6 protein-coding genes are annotated in these 20,503 nt (G+C 71.4%); 3 read left to right on the plus strand and 3 right to left on the minus strand.

Translation table 11 applies throughout. The annotated features are described in order from the left end of the window. From ACIBQ1_RS61070 to ACIBQ1_RS61080, 3 genes are all read right to left on the minus strand, one after another. A partial coding sequence (locus ACIBQ1_RS61070; RefSeq protein WP_397292677.1) for an SDR family NAD(P)-dependent oxidoreductase occupies positions 1-7,811 on the minus strand: 7,811 nt, incomplete at its 3' end. A 94-nt stretch (positions 7,812-7,905) separates the two neighbouring features. Beyond that, positions 7,906-9,144, minus strand: a complete 1,239-nt coding sequence (locus ACIBQ1_RS61075; RefSeq protein WP_397292679.1) for a type III PLP-dependent enzyme — start codon at positions 9,142-9,144, stop codon at positions 7,906-7,908. 71 nt (positions 9,145-9,215) lie between these two features. Next, positions 9,216-10,124 carry a proline iminopeptidase-family hydrolase gene (locus ACIBQ1_RS61080; RefSeq protein ID WP_397292681.1) on the minus strand — a complete coding sequence of 303 codons (909 nt, stop codon included), beginning with the start codon at positions 10,122-10,124 and terminating at the stop codon, positions 9,216-9,218. Positions 10,125-10,414: 290 nt separating this feature from the next. On the opposite strand from ACIBQ1_RS61080, the gene ACIBQ1_RS61085 reads away from it, so the two are divergent. The 3 genes from ACIBQ1_RS61085 to ACIBQ1_RS61095 form a co-directional block, all read left to right on the plus strand. Further along, complete coding sequence (locus ACIBQ1_RS61085) at positions 10,415-11,470, plus strand: helix-turn-helix domain-containing protein (RefSeq protein WP_397292682.1); 1,056 nt, start codon at positions 10,415-10,417, stop codon at positions 11,468-11,470. Between the two features lie 169 nt (positions 11,471-11,639). Continuing rightward, positions 11,640-12,917 carry an activator-dependent family glycosyltransferase gene (locus ACIBQ1_RS61090; RefSeq protein WP_397292683.1) on the plus strand — a complete coding sequence of 426 codons (1,278 nt, stop codon included), beginning with the start codon at positions 11,640-11,642 and terminating at the stop codon, positions 12,915-12,917. Positions 12,918-12,992: 75 nt separating this feature from the next. Next, positions 12,993-20,503: SDR family NAD(P)-dependent oxidoreductase (locus tag ACIBQ1_RS61095; RefSeq protein ID WP_397292685.1), on the plus strand; the 7,511-nt coding region annotated here is incomplete at its 3' end.

The raw sequence follows: 20,503 nt of genomic DNA on the forward strand, positions 1-20,503 counted from the left end.
TGGTCCTGTTCCCAGTCGACGTGGGTGGTGGGGGTGGTGATGTGCAGGGTCTGCGGGAGGAGCCCTTCGCGGGCGGCCAGGACCATCTTGATCACGCCCGCCACGCCGGAGGCGCATTGGGTGTGGCCGAGGTTGGACTTCACGGTGCCCAGCCACAGGGGGTCTTCTTCGGGACGGGCTCCGTACACCTCAAGGAGGGCTTGCGCTTCGATGGGGTCGCCGAGCTTGGTGCCGGTGCCGTGGGCCTCGACCGCGTCGATGTCACCCGGGGCCAGGCCGGCGTTGGCCAGGGCCTGGCGGATCACCCGTTCCTGGGAGGGGCCGTTGGGGGCGGACAGGCCGTTGCTGGCGCCGTCCTGGTTGACCGCCGACCCGCGGATCACGCCCAGCACCCGGTGGCCGTTGGCCTGCGCGTCCGACAACCGCTCCAGCAGCAGGATGCCCACACCCTCGGAGAACACGGTGCCGTCGGCCTCGTCGGAGAACGCCTTGCACCGGCCGTCCCGCGCCAGCCCCCGCTGGCGGCTGAACTGGACGAACAGCTCGGGGTTGGGGAGCACGGTCACGCCGCCCGCGAGTGCCAGCGTGCTTTCGCCTCTGCGCAGGGATTCGCAGGCCAGGTGGATGGCGACCAGGGAGGAGGAGCAGGCGGTGTCCACCGTCATGGCCGGGCCTTCGAGGCCCAGGTTGTAGGACACCCGCCCCGACATGACCGAGCTGGACGTGCCCGTGACCAGGTAGCCTTCGACGTCGGCCGACGGTGACTCCGACCCGTACCCGGTGTGCGTCCCGCCGACGAAGACGCCGGTGGGGGTGCCGCGGAGGGTCCCCGGGTCGATCCCGGCCCGTTCCAGCACCTCCCACGAGGTCTCCAGCAGGAGCCGCTGCTGGGGGTCGATGGCGATCGCCTCGCGCGGGCTGATCCCGAAGAAGCCCGCGTCGAACCCGGCCGCGTCCTTCAGGAACCCGCCCTCACGCAGATAAGTGGTTCCCACATGGTCGGGGTCGGGGTGATAGAGCGCTTCCAGGTCCCAGCCCCGGTCCTCGGGGAAGGACGAGATCCCCGAGCGGCCCTCGACCAGCATGTCCCACAGGTCCTCGGGCGACTTCACGCCGCCCGGGTAGCGGCAGCTCATCGCCACGATCGCGATCGGCTCCCCCACCCCGGCAGGAGCTGTCGCAGCCCGCGCCGGCTGGGCTCCGGTCGCCGCCCTGTCGCTGCCGGTGACCCGCTGCAGCAGATGCGCGGCCAGGGCGTTCGGCGTGGGGTGGTCGAACACCAGCGTCGCGGGCAGCTTCATGCCCGCCGCCCGGCCCAGCCGGTTCCGCAGCTCCACCGACGTCAGGGAGTCGAAGCCCAGGTCCTTGAACGGCCTCCCGGCCTCGATCTCCTCGCCCGAGGCGTGTCCCAGCACCGCCGCGGCCTCCGCGCACACCAGTTGCACGAGCACGTGTTCCTGCTCGGCCGTGGGCAGACCCGCCAGACGGCGTTCCAGCGCCGACCCGCCACCGGAAACGGTTTCGGCGCGGGCGGCGCGCCGCGCGGGCGTGCGAGCCAGTCCGCGCAGAATCGCCGGAACGCCGTCGGGGCGGTTGCTGAGGGTGTGGGTGTTGATGGGGAGGGGGAGGAGGTGGGGTTGGGGTGTGGTCAGGGCGGTGTCGAGGAGTTGGTTGCCTTGGGTGGTGGTGATGCGGTGGTAGCCGGCTTGTTCGATGCGGGTGATGTCGGTGGTGGTGAGGTGGGCGCTCATGCCGCTGGGTTGGTGCCAGAGTCCCCAGGCGAGGGATTGTGCGGGCAGGCCGGTGGTGTGGCGGTGGGTGGCCAGGGCGTCGAGGAAGGCGTTGGCGGCGGAGTAGTTGCCTTGTCCGGCGCTGTCGAGGGTGGCTGCTGAGGAGGAGTAGAGGACGAACGTGGCCAGGTCGTGGTGGCGGGTGGCTTGGTGGAGGTGCCAGGCGGCGTCTGCTTTGGGGCGTAGTACGCGGTCGATCTTGTCGGGGGTGAGGGAGGTGACCACGCCGTCGTCGAGGACTCCGGCGGTGTGGAAGACGGCGGTGAGGGGGTGGTCGGCGGGGATGCGGTCGAGGAGGGTGGCCACGTGTCCGGGGTCGGACAGGTCGCAGGCCGCGATCTCGACCGTCGCGCCTGCGGCTTCCAGGTCGGCGCGCAGTTGGTCGGCGTCGGGGGCTTGCTCTCCTCGCCGTGAGGCCAGCAGTAGGTGCTTGACCTGGTGGCCGGTGGCCAGGTGGCGGGCCAGGATGGCGCCGAGTCCGCCGGTGCCGCCGGTGATCAGCACCGTGCCGTCCGGATCCAGGCTGTGCGGCATGGTCAGGATGATCTTGCCGGTGTGGCGGGCCTGGGCCATGTGCCGGAAGGCTTGGCGGGCCTGCTGGACCGGCCAGCACCGCACCGGCAACGCGCCCAGTTCCTGGGCGGCGAACAGGTCCACCAGGTCGGCCAGCATCTGGCCGATCCGTTCATGTCCGGCGTCCATCAGGTCGAAGCTGCGGTACCGCACGTGGGGGTGGGTGCCGGCGACGTCGGCGGGGTCGCGGCGGTCGGTCTTGCCCATTTCGATGAACCGGCCGCCGGGGGTGAGCAGGTCGAGGGAGGCGTCGGTGAACGGCCCTGCCAGGGAGTTGAGCACCACGTCCATTCCCTCGCCGCCGGTGACGGAGGCGAAGGCGTCGGCGAAGTCGAGGTCGCGGGAGGAGGCGATGTGTCCCTCAGGCACGCCCAGCGCCCGCAGCAGGTGTTGCTTGGTGGGTGAAGCGGTGGCGAACACCTCCGCGCCCAGGTGACGGGCGATCTGGATGGCGGCCATGCCGACGCCGCCGGCACCGGAGTGGATCAGCACCCGCTCGCCTCGGGTGAGCCCGGCCAGGTCGACCAGGGCGTACCAGGCGGTCGCGTAGGCCACCGTCACCCCGGCTCCCTGGGCGAACGACCAGCCTTCCGGTAGGTCGGCCACCAGTCGCTGGTCGACCACCACCCGAGGACCGAACGCGGCTTCGCCCAGGCCCATCACCCGGTCGCCGACCCGCAGCCCGTCCACTCCGGGTCCGACTTCGGCGATGATTCCGGCGAACTCGCCGCCGATCGGCTCGCCCTGTTCGGGCACCATGCCCAGCGTCACGACCACGTCGCGGAAGTTCACCCCGGCCGCGCGGACGTCCACCCGCACTTCGCCGTCGGCCAGGTCCCGTTCGGCTTCCGGGGCCGGGATCAAGGTGAGCCCGTCGAGGGAGCCCTTGCCGGGGCAGTCCAGCCGCCAGGCGTCGGGCCCCGCGGGCGTCGGAAGATCGCCGGAGGTGTCCGCTCGGGCCAGACGGGGCACCAGCACCTGCCCGGCGCGGACCACCAGCTGCGGCTCGTCCTCCACCGCCAGCAGGGAGGCCAGCGCGGTGAGTGACTCGGCCGCGTCGTCGAGGTCGACCAGCAGGATCCGGCCGGGGTTCTCGGCCTGGGCCGAGCGCACCAGACCCGAGACGGCCGCGCCGATCAGAGCAGCATCGACGCCCTTCACCTCGGAAGCGTGGGCCGTCACGGCGCCGGCGGCGCTGCCGGTCTCGGTGCCGGTGGTCACCGCGCCGGTGGTGACCAGCACCAGCCGGGACTCGGCCAGTCGCTCGTCGGCCAGCCAGTCGCTCAGCACGGCCACGACCCGGTCCAGCTCGGGCCGCAACTCCTCCAGCGTCCCGTCGGCGGTGTCCAGGCGCATGACGACGGTCCGGGGAGGGGTGAGTCCGGACGCGACCGCCTCACCCAGCGCCGCCGCATCCGCGTACTCGACGGCGGCAGCCAGAGCAGGCCACCGCTGGCCCACCACCGCCACCTCTCCCGTGGAGGAGCCGGGCAGCTCGCCCGGCAACGGGATCCACTGCACGCGATGCAGCGCCTCGTGCCCGGACTGTGTGTGTGACGACAGTCCGCCGGGCGGAAGCGGGCGGGAGATCAGGCTTGCGACGATGGCGACCGGGGCGCCGGTGGCGTCGGTGATGTGGATGCTGGTGGCGCCGTCGGTGGTGGGCCGGGCGTGGACGCGCACGTGCTGGGCGCCGGAGGCGAGAAGCTCCACCCCGGTCCAGGCGAACGGGAGCGCCACCCCGTCTGCCTGTTCGATGAGGCCGGTGGCGTGCAGCGCGGCGTCGAGGAGGGCGGGGTGGATGCCGTACTGGTCGGCTTCGGTGGCTTCCCGCTCGTCGAGTTCGATCTCGGCGAACACCTCGTCGTTGCGGATCCAGGCCCGCTTGAGCCCCTGGAAGGCCGGACCGTAGCCATACCCGGCCTCGGCGAGTGTCTCGTAGTGGCCGGACACGTCCACCGTCTGTGCTCCTGCGGGCGGCCATTGCCCGTCGGTGGTGTCTGTGGTGGCGGTCGCCTGGGTGAGGGTGCCGGTGGCGTGGCGGGTCCAGGGTCGCCGGCCGGTGCGGGCGTGGACGGTCACCTCGCGGCGGCCGTCCTGGTCGGCGGCGGCCACCGCCACCTGGAGCTGGACGGCTTCGTCGCCTTCGATCACCAGGGGTGCTTCCAGGGTGAGTTCTTCCAGCACCGGGCTGCCGGCTTCGTCTCCGGCGCGTACGGCCAGTTCGACGAAGCCGGTGCCGGGGAAGAGCACTGTTTCTCCCACCCCGTGATCGGCCAGCCACGGGTGGGTGGCGGTGGAGATCCGGCCGGTCACCACCACGCCACCGTCATCCGGCAGCTCGACGGCAGCGCCGAGCAGCGGGTGATCCACCCGCGTCTGACCCAGCCCGCCCGCGTCCGACACCCCCGCCGGAGCGGACTCCAGCCAGTAACGCCGATGCTGGAAGGCGTAGGTGGGCAGCTCGACACCTGCGCCGGTGAGGAGCCGTTCCCAGTCCACGCTGACACCGGCGGTGAATGCCTCGCCCACCGAACGCACGAATCGATCTGCGCCGCCCTCGCCGCGGCGCAGCGTTCCGACCGCCGCTCCTGGTGTGCCGGTGGCGTCGAGGATGTCCTGCACCGCCATCGCCAGCACCGGGTGCGGGCTCGCCTCGATGAACGTCGAGTGGCCGTCGGCCAGCAATGCCTTGACCGCTCCCTGGAAGTCCACCGGACGGCGGGCGTTGGCGAACCAGTACTCCGCCCCCAGCTCCGAGCCTGCCAGCACCCCGCCGGTCACCGTCGAATAGAACGGTATCCAGCCCGGCCCCGGCACGATCGGGTCCAGCATCTCCTGTAGTTGCTCACGCAGGGGTTCCACCATGACCGAGTGCGAGGCCACCGTGGTCGCGATCACCCGCGCCCGCACCCCCTCACCACGCAGCCGCTCGACCAGCTCCTCCAACGCCTGGACCGGACCGGCCACGGCGCAGGAGGCCGGCCCGTTGTCCGCGCTCACCTCCAACCCCGCATCCAGCCGTTCGCGGACCACGTCGGCGGGCAGACCCACAGCCGCGATCGCGCCGCGCCCCCACAGCTCGGCGGCGAACAACCGGCTGCGCAACACGACCACCCGCACCGCGTCGGCCAGTGACAGCACCCCGGCCACACAGGCGGCCGCCACCTCACCTTGCGAATGCCCCACCACCGCGGAGAGGCGGACGCCGATGGACTCCCACAGCGCGGCCAGCGCGACCCCGACCGCGAAGGCGACCGGCTGCAGTCTCTCGATCGAGTCCAGCCCGCTCCCGTCGGCGTCGGCGAGCACCTGGGCGGGATCCCAGTCCACCCACCGCCGGATCTCGGTGAAGCACTCCTCCAGCCGGGTGGCGAACACGGGTGATGCCTGCGCGAGTTCCACGCCCATCCCCGCCCACTGCGCTCCCTGTCCTGGGAACACCAGCACCGCATCCCGCCGGCCCGACGCCGTACCGGAGACCAGGGCGGGAACGGACTCGCCGGCGGCCAAGGCGCGCAGGCCGTCAAGGAGCTCCTCCCGGTCGGCGCCCACCACCACGGCGCGGTCCTCGAAGGTGGCGCGGGCGCGTACCAGCGACAGCCCGATGTCCTCCGCGGGCACCTCGGGCCGGGCATCGACGTGATCGGCCAACCGGGAGGCCTGGGCGCGCAACGCCTCCTCACCGCGCCCCGACACGACCCACGGCACCGCACCCGACACCACCGGTGCGTCCCCGGGCGCGTCATGCCGGGGCTCGGGAGCCTGTTCCACGATCACGTGCGCGTTCGTCCCGCTCACCCCGAACGACGACACCCCGGCCCGCCGCGGACGGTCCTGCGGCCGCGGCCACTCCCGCGCCTGCTCCAACAGCCGAACCTGGCCCCGCTCCCAGTCGACATGGGTCGTGGGCGCGGACACGTGCAAGGTCCGCGGCAGTATCCCGTGCCGCATCGCCAGCACCATCTTGATCACACCGGCCACCCCGGCGGCGGCCTGCGTATGACCGATGTTCGACTTCAGCGACCCCAGCCACAACGGCTCGGCCGCGTCCCGATCGCGCCCGTACGTGGCCAGCAACGCGTGCGCCTCAATGGGGTCGCCCAGTGCCGTCCCCGTCCCGTGCGCCTCGACCACGTCCACCTCCGCGCCCGACACTCCGGCATTGGCCAGTGCCTGACGGATCACCCGCTCCTGCGAAGGACCGTTCGGCGCCGTCAACCCGTTGCTCGCACCGTCCTGGTTGACCGCCGACCCCCGGATCACCCCCAGTACCCGATGACCGGCGGCCACCGCGTCCGACAACCGCTCCATCAGCAGCACGCCGACGCCCTCGGAGAAGCCGGTGCCGTCGGCGTCGGAGCTGAAGGCCTTGCAGCGGCCGTCGGCGGCGATGACGCGCTGGCGGCTGAAGGCCGTGTACGTTCCCGGTGCGGACATCACGGTCACCCCGCCCGCGAGCACCAGCGGGCTCTCCCCGGTGCGCAGCGACTGGCAGGCCAGGTGGATGGCCACGAGCGACGCCGAGCAGGCGGTGTCCACGGTCACCGCGGGCCCTTCCAGGCCCAGAGTGTAGGCGACGCGGCCGGCGACGACGCTCGGCGCGGCGCCGGTGACGAGGTAGCCCTCGACGTCGGCGGGCGCCTGGTGCAGCCGGGGGCCGTAGTCCTGCGGTTCGGCGCCGATGAAGACGCCGGTCCGGCTCTGGTGCAGGGTCTGGGGGTTGATGCCGGCCCGTTCGACGGCCTCCCAGCAGGTCTCCAGGATCAGCCGCTGCTGCGGGTCCATCGCCACGGCCTCGCGCGGGTTGATCCCGAAGAACGCCGCGTCGAACTCCGCGGCGTCGTGCAGGAAGTGGCCCACCCGCGCGTAGGTGGTGTTGCCGGAGTCGGGGTCGTCGTCGAAGAGGCGGTCGAGATCCCACCCCCGGTCGGTCGGGAAGCCCGTAACCGTCTCCCGGCCCTCGGTGATCAGGTCCCAAAGCTCCTCGGGCGTGGCCACGCCGCCGGGGTAGCGGCAGGCCATGCCGACGATCGCGATGGGCTCGTCGGAGCCGACGGCGGCCGTGATCTCGGCGCTCTCCCGTTCCCCGAGTCCCAATGCGGCGAGCAGGTAGCCGGCGAGGGCGGTCGGCGTCGGGTGGTCGAAGGCGAGGCCGATCGGCAGCTCGGTGCCGAGCTCGGCGACCAGCCGGTCGTGCAGCTCGACGGCCGCGAGAGAGTCGAGACCCATGTCCTTGAAGGTCTGCTCGGCGGAGACCGTCTCCAGCAGCCCGGGCAGCACGGCGCTCATGACGTCGAGCGTGGTCCGGCTCACCAGTTCGATCAGGGACGCCCGGCGTTCCGCGATGGAGAGATCCGCCAGTCGACGTGTGAAGGCCGCCGCTTGTCCGGCGCTCGTCGTCGGGGTGCCGCTGGCTTCGAATTCGCTGTTTCCGGACTGGCTCATCTGTTTGACTCTCCATATGAACCGCAGTGATCCTGTCCGCGGCGCTTGATCCGGGACAGCCGACGATGGGTACCTGCAGGGCAGGCCGGTGGTTCTAGGCGTACATGCGGACGAAAAGGATGTGGGATGAGGAGACGACCTTGTCGCCCCGCATGATGATCTCCGTGGGCGCCGGGCGGCCCAGGAACATGAGCAGGCTGGCCGTCATGCCGTAGGCCCCCGCGTTCGGGATCGTCACCACGTCCCCGGGGCGCAGATCGGGTACGGAGACGTTCCGGCCGAGGATGTCGCCCGGGGTGCAGAGGGGGCCGACGAGGTTGGCCCGCTCCACCGGCTCGGCCGAGTCGAGCTCGATGGAGACCGGCAGCAGCCGCCCGAGCCCGGACATGCCGCCCAGCGTGTTGATCCCGGCGTCCAGGATGACGAACCTGCCGCCGCGGCTCTCCTTGACGTTGGTGACGGTGCACACGAGCCGGCCGCAGTCGCCGACGAGGTACCGCCCGGATTCGCAGGCGACCTGCGGGCTGCCGTTCCGCCAGCCCGGGAAGTGCGAGTCGAGGACCTCCTCCAGCGCCACACGCAGGCCGCCGTAGACGGGGCGTTCGCCGGGGGAGAGGTAGGGGGAGGCGAAGCCGCCGCCGATGTCCAGCAGCTCCGGCTCCAGGCCCGTCGCGTCGCGGACCTCGGCCGCCGCGGTGATCGTGTGCTTGAACTCGGCGATCAGGGATTCCTCGTCCTTGGCGTTGCTCAGCGAGAACAGGTGCATCCCCGACAGGCGGGTGCCGCGCACCGACCGGAGCTCGGGCATGAGCTCGGGGAGCGTCTCGCTGTCGAAGCCGAACTGGGAGGGCGACCCCGTCATGCGGATGCTGGTGGTGGCACCCGAGGCGGTGCTGTTCACCCGCAGGAGACACTCGGCGACCGTGTCCTGCTCCCACGCGGCCTGCCCGATCCGGCGCAGGTCGTTGACCGACTCGACGGAGAACCGGCGGACGCCGGCCTCCAGAGCGGCCTCCACCTCCTCGGTCGTCTTGCCGGGCCCGGTGTAGAGGATGTCGAGCGGGCCGAAGCCCGCCTGCAGAGCCGCCGCGAGCTCGCCGGTGGAGCTGATCTCGGCCCGGCACGAGGAACCGCCGCTCTCACGCAGCGCCTCGGCGATCTCCGGGTGGGGATTGGCCTTGAACGAGAAATAGACGACCGTTCCCTCGGGCAGCGAGGCGCGCAGGTCCTGATGCGCCGCGACGGCACGTTCGAGGTCGTAGACGTACAGCGGCGATCCGTGGCGGGCAGCGAGCTCGGCGTCGCTCTTCACGATATCGGTGGCGTCGTTCAAGATTTCTCTCCTTCGGGCAAGGACATGAAGAGCGGCGGCCGAATTCACGAAAGCGCTGCCCGTGCTGAAATTCAGGCCAGGCCCCTGAGGAATTCGAGCATGACCTGCCGGAACAGCTCCGGCTCCTCCAGATGCGGCGAATGGCTGGACTCCTCGAAGACCTTTCCGCGGGCCTGCGGGATGAGCTCCAGGAAAGGCCGTACGGACTCCGGGGTCACCTCGTCGTGCCGGCCCGAGATCACCAGCGTGGGCACGGCGATGTCGGCGAGGAGATCCGTGACGCCCCAGTCCTTCAGGCTGCCGATCACGTGGAACTCGCACGGCCCGTTCATGGCCTGGTAGACGGTCGGATTGCTGAGGGTGTCCATGAACGTGGCCTGGAACTCGCGGGGCCACGGCCGCGTCCGCATCACGTGCCGGTCGTAGAAGACCATCATCGCGTCGAAGTATTCGCGGGTCTCCGTCGTCCCGGCGGCCTCGTGGGCGAGCAGGGTCTCGTTCACCCCGGCCGGCAGGAGGTCGCGCAGGATCTTCAGCTCCTTCCGCCATTCCAGGTACGAGGCCGGCGAGTTCGCGATGACCAGCCCGCGCAGCCCGGCCGGCCGGTGCGACGCGTGTTTGGCGGCCAGCAGCCCGCCCCAGGAATGCCCGAAGAGCACGTAGTCGCCGGCGATGCCCAGGCGGTCCACCAGGTTGCCCAGCTCGTCGTCGAACAGGTCCGGCGTCCAGAACCCCGGGTCCACGTCGTCGAGGTGGGTGGAGCCGCCGTTGCCGAGCTGGTCGTAGTGGACGATCGGCCAGCCCGCGTCGGCGAGGTCCGCCAGGGGGAGCAGGTAGTCGTGGGTGCCGCCGGGCCCTCCGTGCAGGACCACGACCGCCGGTTTCCCCTTCCCCGAGGTGCCGGTCACCCGGTACCAGGTCACGTGGTCGCCGAACGGAAGGGTTCCCCTCGCTCCGGGGGCTCGGGCCAACTCAACCACCTCATCACGCTCGGCGCGGAGACGGCGCCCCACGCCTGGGCCATTCATCGCGGCGCCGCCCGATCTGCCGGTCGTTGACACAGGTGGGCGGCCATGCCGACGCTAGGTGAAGGCCGATTGCGGGCGGACCCCTATCCGACCCGTGCGCATCCCCTATAGGGCGGCTTTCCACGCCCCGTGTCCGCCGCGTCGCCCCGGTATCCGTATAGCGTTCCGTCGCGAACATTCTCGGACCAGGGTCGCTTTTTTCCGCGCCCGGTGAACGCGAATTCAGAGCCGAGGTCGATCCGATGAAGCACCTGCTGCTGCGCCTTTCCGAACTCGATGCCCGCGCGGGCGACGAACTCCGGGTCATCGGCTTCTTCGACGCGCTGTTACAGAACGGCGCCGATCTGGACCGGCTGCTCATCGAAGCCGCGCGGCTCGCGGAGTGCCCCGTAGGGGTGAGCGTTCCCGGTCTGGGGGTGCGTCGGCGCGTGAGCGCCGACGGTGGCACGCCGAACGGGCCCGCCGATCCGGACGCGCGGAAGCTCGGGCTCGCGAACGGCGGCGAGGTGTGGATCGAACGGCGCGGCCCCGCGTACCCGATCGACGCCATGCTCATCGAACGGTTCGCCATCGCCTGCGCCGCCGTCCTGGGCAGGAGGGACCCCGGCCCGGCGTTCGGGGACCCGGCGCTCGTCGAACTCGTCCTCAGCGCGGCCGTCGACGAGGCCGGACGTTGCCGGGCGCTGAAGCTCCTCGGGCTGAGGCCGGATCGGCCGGTGCAGGTGTTCGCCGTCGCCGGTGACGCCTCCGGGCTCGGGGGCAGGGCGGCCCGCCTCGGCGAGTTGCACGGGGTCGTCGTCTCCGGCCCGCCCTGGCCCGACGCCCTCGCGAGCACGAGTTCGAGGGTCGGCGTGAGCCCGCGGGTCCCCTCCGCGAGCGCCGCGCGGGCCTGGCACCAGGCACGTACGGCGCTGCGCTTCGCCGGCCCGGGGGAGCTGTGGGGCAGGGTCGTGCACTGGGAGCGGCTGGGCGGCTTCGCCCTCCTCGCCGAGCACCTGCCGTACGAGGCCGCCGGCGGATCCCCGGACGTCGCCGCGCTGGACCGCCTGGCGGAAGGGGCCAACGGCGAGTCCGTCCTGGCGACCCTGGACGCGTTCGCGGCCAGCGACTCCATCCGCCGGACCGCGGCCCGGCTCTACATCCACCGCACCTCCGTCGCCGCGCGGCTGGCCCGGGCAGAGAGCGAGCTCGGCTTCCCGGTGCAGTCGGCACAGGGTAGGGCCCGCCTCACCCTCGCGCTGACCCTGCGACGGCTCGGCGAGCACCCCAGCGCGGGGGAAATCCGCAGGGGGGCCTGAGGGGTGATCTAGGGGTCGGTGCCTTTCACGTGGCTGATTACTGTCTCGTGAGAGTCGATGAGGCTCAGGCGGACCTGCTCACGACACCCATCCGTGAGCGGAGGGCGCATCGTGCCGCCGCCCGGCCGACATTCTGACCGACCCTCGTACCTGCCGGAAGGATGGCTGAATGCGCGTCGTTGTCACCCAACTCGCGGCCAGCGCACATCTCAACCTCGTGGTGCCGCTCGGCTGGGCGCTCAAGGCCGCAGGCCACGACGTCGTGATCGCGGGCCAACCCGACATCATGCCCCTGGTGCGGCAGACGGGCCTGATCGGCGTCCCCGTCGGCGACGAGGCGAGATACGCCGAGCGCCTCGCGCGGCTGGCACCCGAGGAGACCATCTACGGCTCCGGATACTCCATCACGGAGGTCCGGCCGGACGTGCTCACCTACGAGTACGTACGCGACTGCCTCGCGGCCTTCGCCTCCCCGATGGCGCTGGAGGTGAACACCGACGATTCGGTCTTCGACGGCATGGTCGACTTCTGCCGCTCGTGGCGCCCTGACCTGATCATCTGGGACAGCATGACGTACACCGGGCCCGTGGCGGCGGCCGCCTGCGGCGCCGCGCACGCCCGGACGACGATCGGCCGCGACCACGTGGGCCGGTTGCGCGAGCTCTTCCTGCGCCTGCGGGCCGAACGCCCGGAAGCCGCCGGCGAGGACCCGGTACGCGACTGGCTGACCGCCAAGCTGGAGAAGTACGGCTGCGAATACGACGACGACCTCGTCCTCGGCCAGACGACCATCGACTCGCTCCCCTCCTGGCTGCGCCTGCCGGCGCAGTACGACTACCTGCCCGTGCGCTACGTGGCGTACAACGGCGTCGGGACCATCCCCGACTGGCTGCGCTCGGAGCCGGAGCGGCCACGGGTCTGCGTCACCCTGGGCAACTCCTACCAGGAGGTGTGGAACGGCCGCGCGGAGCTGGGGTATCCCGAGCTGTTCGAGGCGGTCGCCGACCTGGACATCGAGGTCGTGGCCCTGCTGGGCCCCGCCTCCGTCCCCGACGGGGCGACGGTCCCCGGCAACGTCCGGATCCCCGGGTTCGTGCCGCTGGACCCGCTGCTCAGGACCTGCTCGGCGATCGTCCACCACGCGGGGACCGGCAGCACCCTGACGGCGCTGCTCAACGGGGTGCCGCAGCTCATCATCCCGCACGCGCTGCACGACGAGGACCAGGTCGCGGCCACCATCGACGCCTACGGGGCAGGCGTGCACCTGCCGCCGGAACAGTTCTCCGCGAGCACCCTCCGCACCGGGCTGCAGCGGATCCTGGACGATTCCGCCTTCGCCGAGCGCGCGCGGAAGGCCAGGCAGGAGATACAGGAGACCCCGACCCCGCACGATCTGGTCAAGGACCTGGAAGAACTCGTGATCCGCCACCGGAAGCCGGTCGGCTAGCCGACCGCGCCGGCCCTCCGTCCCGCACGCCTCGCCTCGTTCCACCTCACTACCCAAAGGCTGGTTGAGATTCCCATGGCCACTGACGACAAGTTCCGGGACTACCTCAAGCGTGCTACCGCCGACCTCCAGCGAACCCGCCGGCGGCTGCGTGAGGTCGAGGCGAAGGAGCGCGAGCCGATCGCGATCGTGGCGATGAGCTGCCGCTACCCCGGCGGGGTGAACTCGCCGAAGGACCTGTGGAACATGCTGGTCGAGGGCCGTTCGGGGATGTCCTCCTTCCCTGACGACCGGGGCTGGGACATGGAGGCGCTCTACGACCCCGACCACAACGTCAGCGGGACGACGTACGCGCGCGACGGCGGTTTCCTCGAAGGGGCGGGCGATTTTGACGCGGGCTTCTTCGGGATCAGCCCGCGCGAGGCCCTGGTGATGGACCCGCAGCAGCGCCAGGTGCTGGAGGTCGCGTGGGAGGCGCTGGAGCAGGCCGGGATCGACCCCGGCACGCTGCGCGGCACCCCCACCGGCGTCTTCGTCGGCGGGACCCAGACCGGGTACGTCTCGGGGCTCGGACCGTTCCCCGAGGGCGCCGAGGGGTACGTGCAGACCGGCAACACCAGCTCCGTCATCTCCGGCCGGGTCGCCTACAGCCTGGGCTTCGAGGGCCCCGCCGTGACGGTGGACACCGCCTGCTCCTCCTCGCTCGTGGCCATCCACCTGGCCTGCCAGTCGCTGCGCGCGGGGGAGAGCACGCTCGCGCTCGCGGGCGGCGTGACCGTGATGCCGACGCCCGAGCTGATGGTGGACTTCAGCCGGCAGCAGGGGCTGGCCCGCGACGGTAGGTGCAAGGCGTTCTCCGACGACGCCGACGGCACCGTGTTCTCCGAGGGCGTCGGCATGCTGCTGCTGGAGCGCCTCTCCGACGCGCGCGCCCGCGGCCACCAGGTCCTGGCGATCATCCGGGGGTCGGCGGTCAACCAGGACGGTGCGAGCAACGGGTTGACGGCGCCGAACGGTCCTTCGCAGGAGCGGGTGATCCGTCAGGCGCTGGCGAACGCCGGGGTGTCGGCTTGGGAAGTGGACGTGGTTGAGGCGCATGGCACCGGGACGGCGCTGGGCGACCCTATTGAGGCTCAGGCGTTGCTGGCCACGTATGGGCAGGGGCGGGAGTCGGTGGAGCCGTTGTGGCTGGGGTCGGTGAAGTCGAACATCGGTCATACGCAGGCTGCCGCCGGGGTGGCCGGTGTGATCAAGATGGTGATGGCCGCTCGTGAGGGTGTGCTTCCGCAGAGTTTGTACGTGTCGGAGCCCACGACTCATGTCGATTGGGAGCAGGGGCGGGTGCGTCTGCTGGCGGAGGCGCGGGAGTGGCCGCAGCCGGAGGACCGTCCGCGGCGGGCGGGGGTGTCGTCGTTCGGGGTGAGCGGGACGAACGCGCACGTGATCGTGGAGCAGGACCTCGAGCCTGCAGTGCTTGGGGACGCACCGGTGGCGGGCGTGCCGGTGGTGTCGGGTGCGGTGCCGTGGGTCGTGTCGGGACGGACCCCGGAGGCATTGAAGGCACAGGCCGATCGGTTGGCCGATCGGGTGGCGGGTTCGCCTGGGGTGTCGGTTGCGGGTGTGGGGTTGTCGTTGGTGGGTTCGCGTGCGGTGTTCGAGGACCGTGCGGTGGTGGTGGGTGCGGGTCGCGAGGAGTTGCTGTCCGGGCTGCGGGTGCTGGCGGCGGGTGAGTCTGACGCGCGAGTGGTGACCGGGTCGGCGTCCGGCCAGGCGGATGCGGTGTTCGTGTTCCCCGGTCAGGGAGCGCAGTGGGCCGGAATGGGCGTGGAGCTCGCGCAGGCTTCGCCGGTGTTCGCCGCCCGGCTGGAAGAGTGCTTCACCGAGATCCGGCGGTGGGTGGACTGGGACCCCGCTCAAGTCATCGCCGACGCTGACGGGACCGGGCTGGACTCGATCGAGAGACTGCAGCCGGTCGCCTTCGCGGTGGGGGTGGCGCTGACGGCGTTGTGGGAGTCCGTCGGTGTCCGTCCGGCCGCGGTGGTGGGGCATTCGCAGGGTGAGGTGGCGGCCGCCTGTGTGGCCGGGGTGCTGTCACTGGCTGATGCGGTGCGGGTGGTGGTGTTGCGCAGCCGGTTGTTCGCGGCCGAGTTGTGGGGGCGTGGCGCGATCGCTGCTGTGGGTCTGCCGGCCGAGGTGGTCCGGGAGCGGCTGGGTGCGGGGTTGGAGGTGAGTGCGGACAACGGGCCGGCCTCGTGTGCGGTGGCTGGTCCGGTGCCGGTGTTGGAGGGGCTGGTTGAGCGGCTGCGTGGTGAGGGGGTGCGGGCGCGGGTGATCGCGACCACGGTGGCCTCGCATTCGGTCATGGTGGAGCCGCTGCGTGAGCGGTTGCTGGACATGCTGGGCTCGGTCAGGCCCGAGGCGGGCCGGGTGCCGTTCTATTCGACGGTGACCGGTGGGGTGCAGGCGGGTTCGGAGCTGGGGGCGGAGTATTGGTTCGCCAACGCCCGCCGTCCGGTGGACTTCCAGGGTGCGGTGCGGGCGCTGCTGGCCGATGGCCGTTCGGCGTTCATCGAGGCGAGTCCGCATCCGGTGCTGGCGATGGCGGTGCAGGACATTCTGGATGCCACCGGCATGCCTGGGGTGGCGGTCGGGTCGTTGCGCCGGGGTGAGGGTGGTGCGGATCGGTTCGTGCGTTCGGTGGGTGAGGCGTTCGTCGCGGGTGTCGGGGTGGACTGGCGGACGCTTGTGCCTGCCAGTGACAAGAGCGCGTTGGTCGAGCTGCCCACCTACGCCTTCCAGCATCGGCGTTATTGGCTGGAGTCCGCTCCGGTGGGGGTGTCGGACGCGGGTGGGCTGGGTCAGACGCGGGTGGATCACGCGTTGCTGGGCGCTGCCGTCGAGTTGCCGGATGACGGTGGTGTGGTGGTGACCGGCCGGATCTCCACTGCCACCCACCCGTGGCTGGCCGATCACGGGGTGGGAGAAACGGTGCTCTTCCCCGGCACCGGCTTCGTGGAACTGGTCGTGCGCGCGGGTGACGAGGTCGGCAGCCCGGTGCTGGAAGAGCTGACCCTGGAAGCGCCGCTGGTGATCGAGGGCGACGAAGCCGTCCAGCTGCAGGTGGCGGTGGCCGCCGCCGACCAGGACGGCCGCCGCGAGGTGACCGTCCACGCCCGCACCGGCCGGCGGCCCTGGACCCGCCACGCCACCGGCACCCTCACCCAAACGACCGCCACCACAGACACCACCGACGGACAATGGCCACCCGCAGGAGCACAGACGGTGGACGTCTCCGGCCACTACGAGACACTCGCCGAGGCCGGGTACGGATACGGCCCGGCCTTCCAGGGACTCAAGCGGGCCTGGATCCGCAACGACGAGGTGTTCGCCGAGGTCGAGTTAGGCGAGCGGGAAGCCGCCGAAGCCGACCAGTACGGCATCCACCCCGCCCTCCTCGACGCCGCGCTGCACGCCACCGGCCTCATCGAACAAGCTGACGGGGTGGCGCTCCCGTTCGCCTGGACCGGGGTGGAGCTTCTGGCTTCCGGTGCCCAGCAGGTGCGCGTTCACATCCGTCCGGCTGAGGACGGCGCTTCGAGCATCCGCATCACCGACCCCGACGGCGCTCCGGTAGCGGTCGTCGCAAGCCTGATCTCCCGCCCGCTTCCGGCCGGCGGACTGTTGTCACGCCCTCAGCCTGGGGATGAGGCGCTGCATCGGGTGCAGTGGATCCCGTTGCCGGGCGAGCTGCCCGACTCCTCCGCGGGAGAGGTGGCGGTGGTGGGTGAGCGGTGGCCTGCTCTGGCTGCTGCCGTCGAGTACACGGATGCGGCGGCGCTGGGTGAGGCGGTCGCGTCCGGACTCACCCCTCCCCGGACCGCCGTCATGCGCCTGGACACCGCCGACAGGACGCTGGAGGAGTTGCGGCCCGAACTGGACCGGGTCGTGGCCGTGCTGAGCGACTGGCTGGCCGATGAGCGGTTGGCCGAGTCCCGGCTGGTGCTGGTCACCACCGGTGCTGTGACGATTGACGGCGGCGGCGTGGCGACGGCCAGTGCCGATGGTGGTGTTCTGGTCGGGGCGGCGGTGTCGGGTCTGGTGCGCTCGGCGCAGGCCGAGAGCCCGGGCCGGATCCTGCTGGTCGACCTCGACGACGCGGCCGAGTCGCTCACCGCGCTGGCCTCCCTGCTGGAGGTGGAGGACGAGCCGCAGCTGGCAGTGCGTGCCGGCCGGGTGCTGGTGCCACGGCTGGCTCGGGCCGACACGTCCGGCGACCTGCCCGTGCCAGAGGGGACGGGTGGGTGGCGGCTGGACTGCCCCGTCAAGGGCTCCCTGGAGGAGCTGGCCTTGATCCCGGCGCCGCAGGCCGATCGGGACCTGGCCGACGGCGAGGTACGGGTGGACGTCCGCGCGGCCGGGGTGAACTTCCGCGACGTGGTCGTGACGCTGGGCATGGTGCCCGAACAGGGCGAGCCGATCGGCGGCGAGTTCGCCGGTGTGGTCACCGAGGTCGGACCGGGCGTGGAAGGGCTGCGGGTCGGGGATCGGGTGATGGGCCTGGGCGATGGCGCGTTCGGTCCTCGGGTGGTGGTCGATCAGCGGCTGGTGGCCGACCTGCCGGAGGGCTGGTCGTTCGCTCAGGGAGCCGGGGTGACGGTGGCCTACGCGACCGCCTGGTACGCCCTGGTCGACCTGGCCGGGCTCACCCGAGGCGAGCGGGTGCTGATCCACTCCGGCGCAGGCGGCGTCGGCATGGCGGCCATCCAGATCGCCCACCATCTGGGCGCGGAGGTGTTCGCCACCGCTTCACCGGCAAAGCAGCACCTGCTGCGTGCTCTTGGGGTGGCCGATGACCACATCGCTTCCTCCCGGGATCTGGATTTCGCCGACGCGTTCGCGGCGGTCTCGGGCGGGGCCGGGGTGGATGTGGTGTTGAACTCGCTGGCCGGGCCGTTCACCGATGCCTCGCTCGACCTGCTCACTTCGGGTGGCCGGTTCATCGAGATGGGCAAGACCGACCGCCGTGACCCGGCCGACGTCGCCGTTACCCACCCCCAGGTGCGGTATCGCAGCTTTGACCTGATGGACGCCGGCATCGAGCGGGTCGGTCACATGCTGGCCGAGTTCCTGGAGCTGTTCACCGAGGGTGAGCTGGCGGCGTTGCCGGTGCGGTGCTGGCCGGTCCAGCAGGCGCGTCAGGCGTTCCGGCACATGGCCCAGGCCCGCCACACCGGCAAGATCGTCCTGACCATGCCGCACCGCCTGGATCCGGACGGTACGGTGCTGATCACCGGCGGCACCGGCGGGCTGGGCGCGATCCTGGCCCGCCATCTGGCCACCGGCCACCAGGTCAAGCATCTGCTGCTGGCCTCACGAAGGGGCGAGCAGGCCCCCGACGCCGATCAGCTCCGAACCGACCTGGAGGCGGCAGGCGCGACGGTCGAGATCGCGGCCTGCGACCTGTCCGACCCCGGGCAGGTCAGCGAGCTGCTGCAGAGTGTCCCCGCCGAGCGTCCGCTCACCGCCGTCTTCCACACCGCCGGAGTGCTCGATGACGGCGTAGTCACCTCCCTCACCCCCGACAAGCTCGACCGCGTACTGCGCCCGAAGGCGGATGCCGCCTGGCACCTGCACCAGGGGACTCAGCATCTGGACCTGGCCGCGTTCGTGCTCTACTCCTCCTCGGCCGCCACTCTGGACAGCGCCGGACAAGGCAACTACTCCGCCGCCAACGCCTTCCTCGACGCCCTGGCCACCCACCGCCAGAGCGCCGGTCTGCCCGCGCAATCCCTCGCTTGGGGACTGTGGGCGCCGGAGACGGGCGGCATGACCCGCCAACTGGCCAAGCTCGATCTGGATCGACTGGCTCGTTCGGGATTCACGGCGATGGGCGCCGTCGACGGCATGCGACTGCTGGATGTCGCCCTCACCAGGCCAGAACCCTTCCTGGTGCCGCTGCCCATCAACACCCGCATCCTGAGCACCCGCCATGACGGTGTCCCGGCGATTCTGCGCGGGCTGGCTCGCACGCCCACGCGTCGTGCCGCCCACGCCGGGCGGGCTTCGGACGGTGGGTCGGCGCTGGAGCAACGGCTGGCCGGGTTGCCGGTGGCCGAGCAAGAGCACGTGCTGGTGTCGCTGGTGTGCGCGGAGGCGGCCGCGGTGCTCGGGCATGCCTCGGGCGAGGAGATCCAGGTCGGGAGGCCGTTCAAGGATCTGGGGTTCGACTCGCTGACGTCGGTGGAACTGCGCAACCGGCTCAGCCGGGCGGCGGGCATGAAGCTCCCGGCGACGCTGGTGTTCGACCACCCCACGCCGAACGCCCTGGCCGCGCATCTGCTGCAGCGGGTCACCGGCAGCGACAGGGCGGCGACCGGAGCTCAGTCGGCGCGGGCTGCGACAGCTCCTGCCGGGGTGGGGGAGCCGATCGCGATCGTGGCGATGAGCTGCCGCTACCCGGGCGGCGTGAAGTCGCCCGAGGACCTGTGGGACATGCTGGTCGAGGGCCGTTCGGGGATCTCGTCCTTCCCCGAGGACCGGGGCTGGGACCTGGAGGCGCTCTATCACCCCGACCCCGACCATGTGGGAACCACGTATCTGCGTGAGGGCGGGTTCCTGAAGGACGCGGCCGGGTTCGACGCGGGCTTCTTCGGGATCAGCCCGCGCGAGGCGATCGCCATCGACCCCCAGCAGCGATTGCTGCTGGAGACGTCGTGGGAGGTGCTGGAACGGGCGGGGCTCGACGCGGACTCGCTACGCGGCACTCTGACCGGCGTCTTCATCGGCGGAACCCAGACCGGTTACGGCGCAGGGCCCGGATCGTACCCGGAGGAGATCGAGGGGTATCTCCAGACCGGCAGCGCCGGTTCGGTCATGTCGGGGCGGGTCGCCTACACCCTGGGTCTCGAAGGCCCGGCGCTGACGGTGGACACCGCCTGCTCCTCCTCCCTGGTCGCCATCCACCTGGCCTGCGAGTCCCTGCGCAGAGGGGAAAGCACCCTGGCGCTGGCGGGTGGCGTGACGGTGATGGCGACACCGGAGCTTCTGGTGGACTTCAGCCGCCAGCGGGGGCTGGCGCGGGACGGCCGGTGCAAGGCGTTCTCCGACGAGGCCGACGGCACCGTGTTCTCCGAGGGTGTGGGCATCGTGCTGCTGGAGCGGTTGTCGGACGCGCAGGCCAACGGCCACCGGGTGCTGGGCGTGATCCGGGGGTCGGCGGTCAACCAGGACGGCGCCAGCAACGGCCTGTCCGCCCCCAACGGCCCCTCCCAGGAACGGGTGATCCGCCAGGCGCTGGCCAACGCGGGCCTGGCCCCGGGTGACATCGACGCGGTCGAGGCCCACGGCACCGGCACCAAGCTCGGCGACCCCATCGAAGCGCAGGCGCTGCTGGCCACGTACGGGCGTGATCGTGACCCTGAGGACCCGCTGTGGCTGGGGTCGTTCAAGTCCAACGTCGGGCATGCGCAGGCCGCTTCCGGGGTGGGGGGTGTGATCAAGATGGTCCTGGCCGCCCGCGAAGGGCTCCTCCCGCAGACCCTGCACATCACCACCCCCACCACCCACGTCGACTGGGAACAGGACCA

The organism is Nonomuraea sp. NPDC050153 (assembly GCF_044460125.1).
Taxonomy (GTDB): domain Bacteria; phylum Actinomycetota; class Actinomycetes; order Streptosporangiales; family Streptosporangiaceae; genus Nonomuraea.

Bases quoted from the DNA above. Each gene is read 5' to 3' on its own strand.
- ACIBQ1_RS61085 (WP_397292682.1), top strand. From the start codon at position 10,415: ATGAAGCACCTGCTGCTGCGCCTTTCCGAACTCGATGCCCGCGCGGGC.
- ACIBQ1_RS61090 (WP_397292683.1), top strand. From the start codon at position 11,640: ATGCGCGTCGTTGTCACCCAACTCGCGGCCAGCGCACATCTCAACCTC.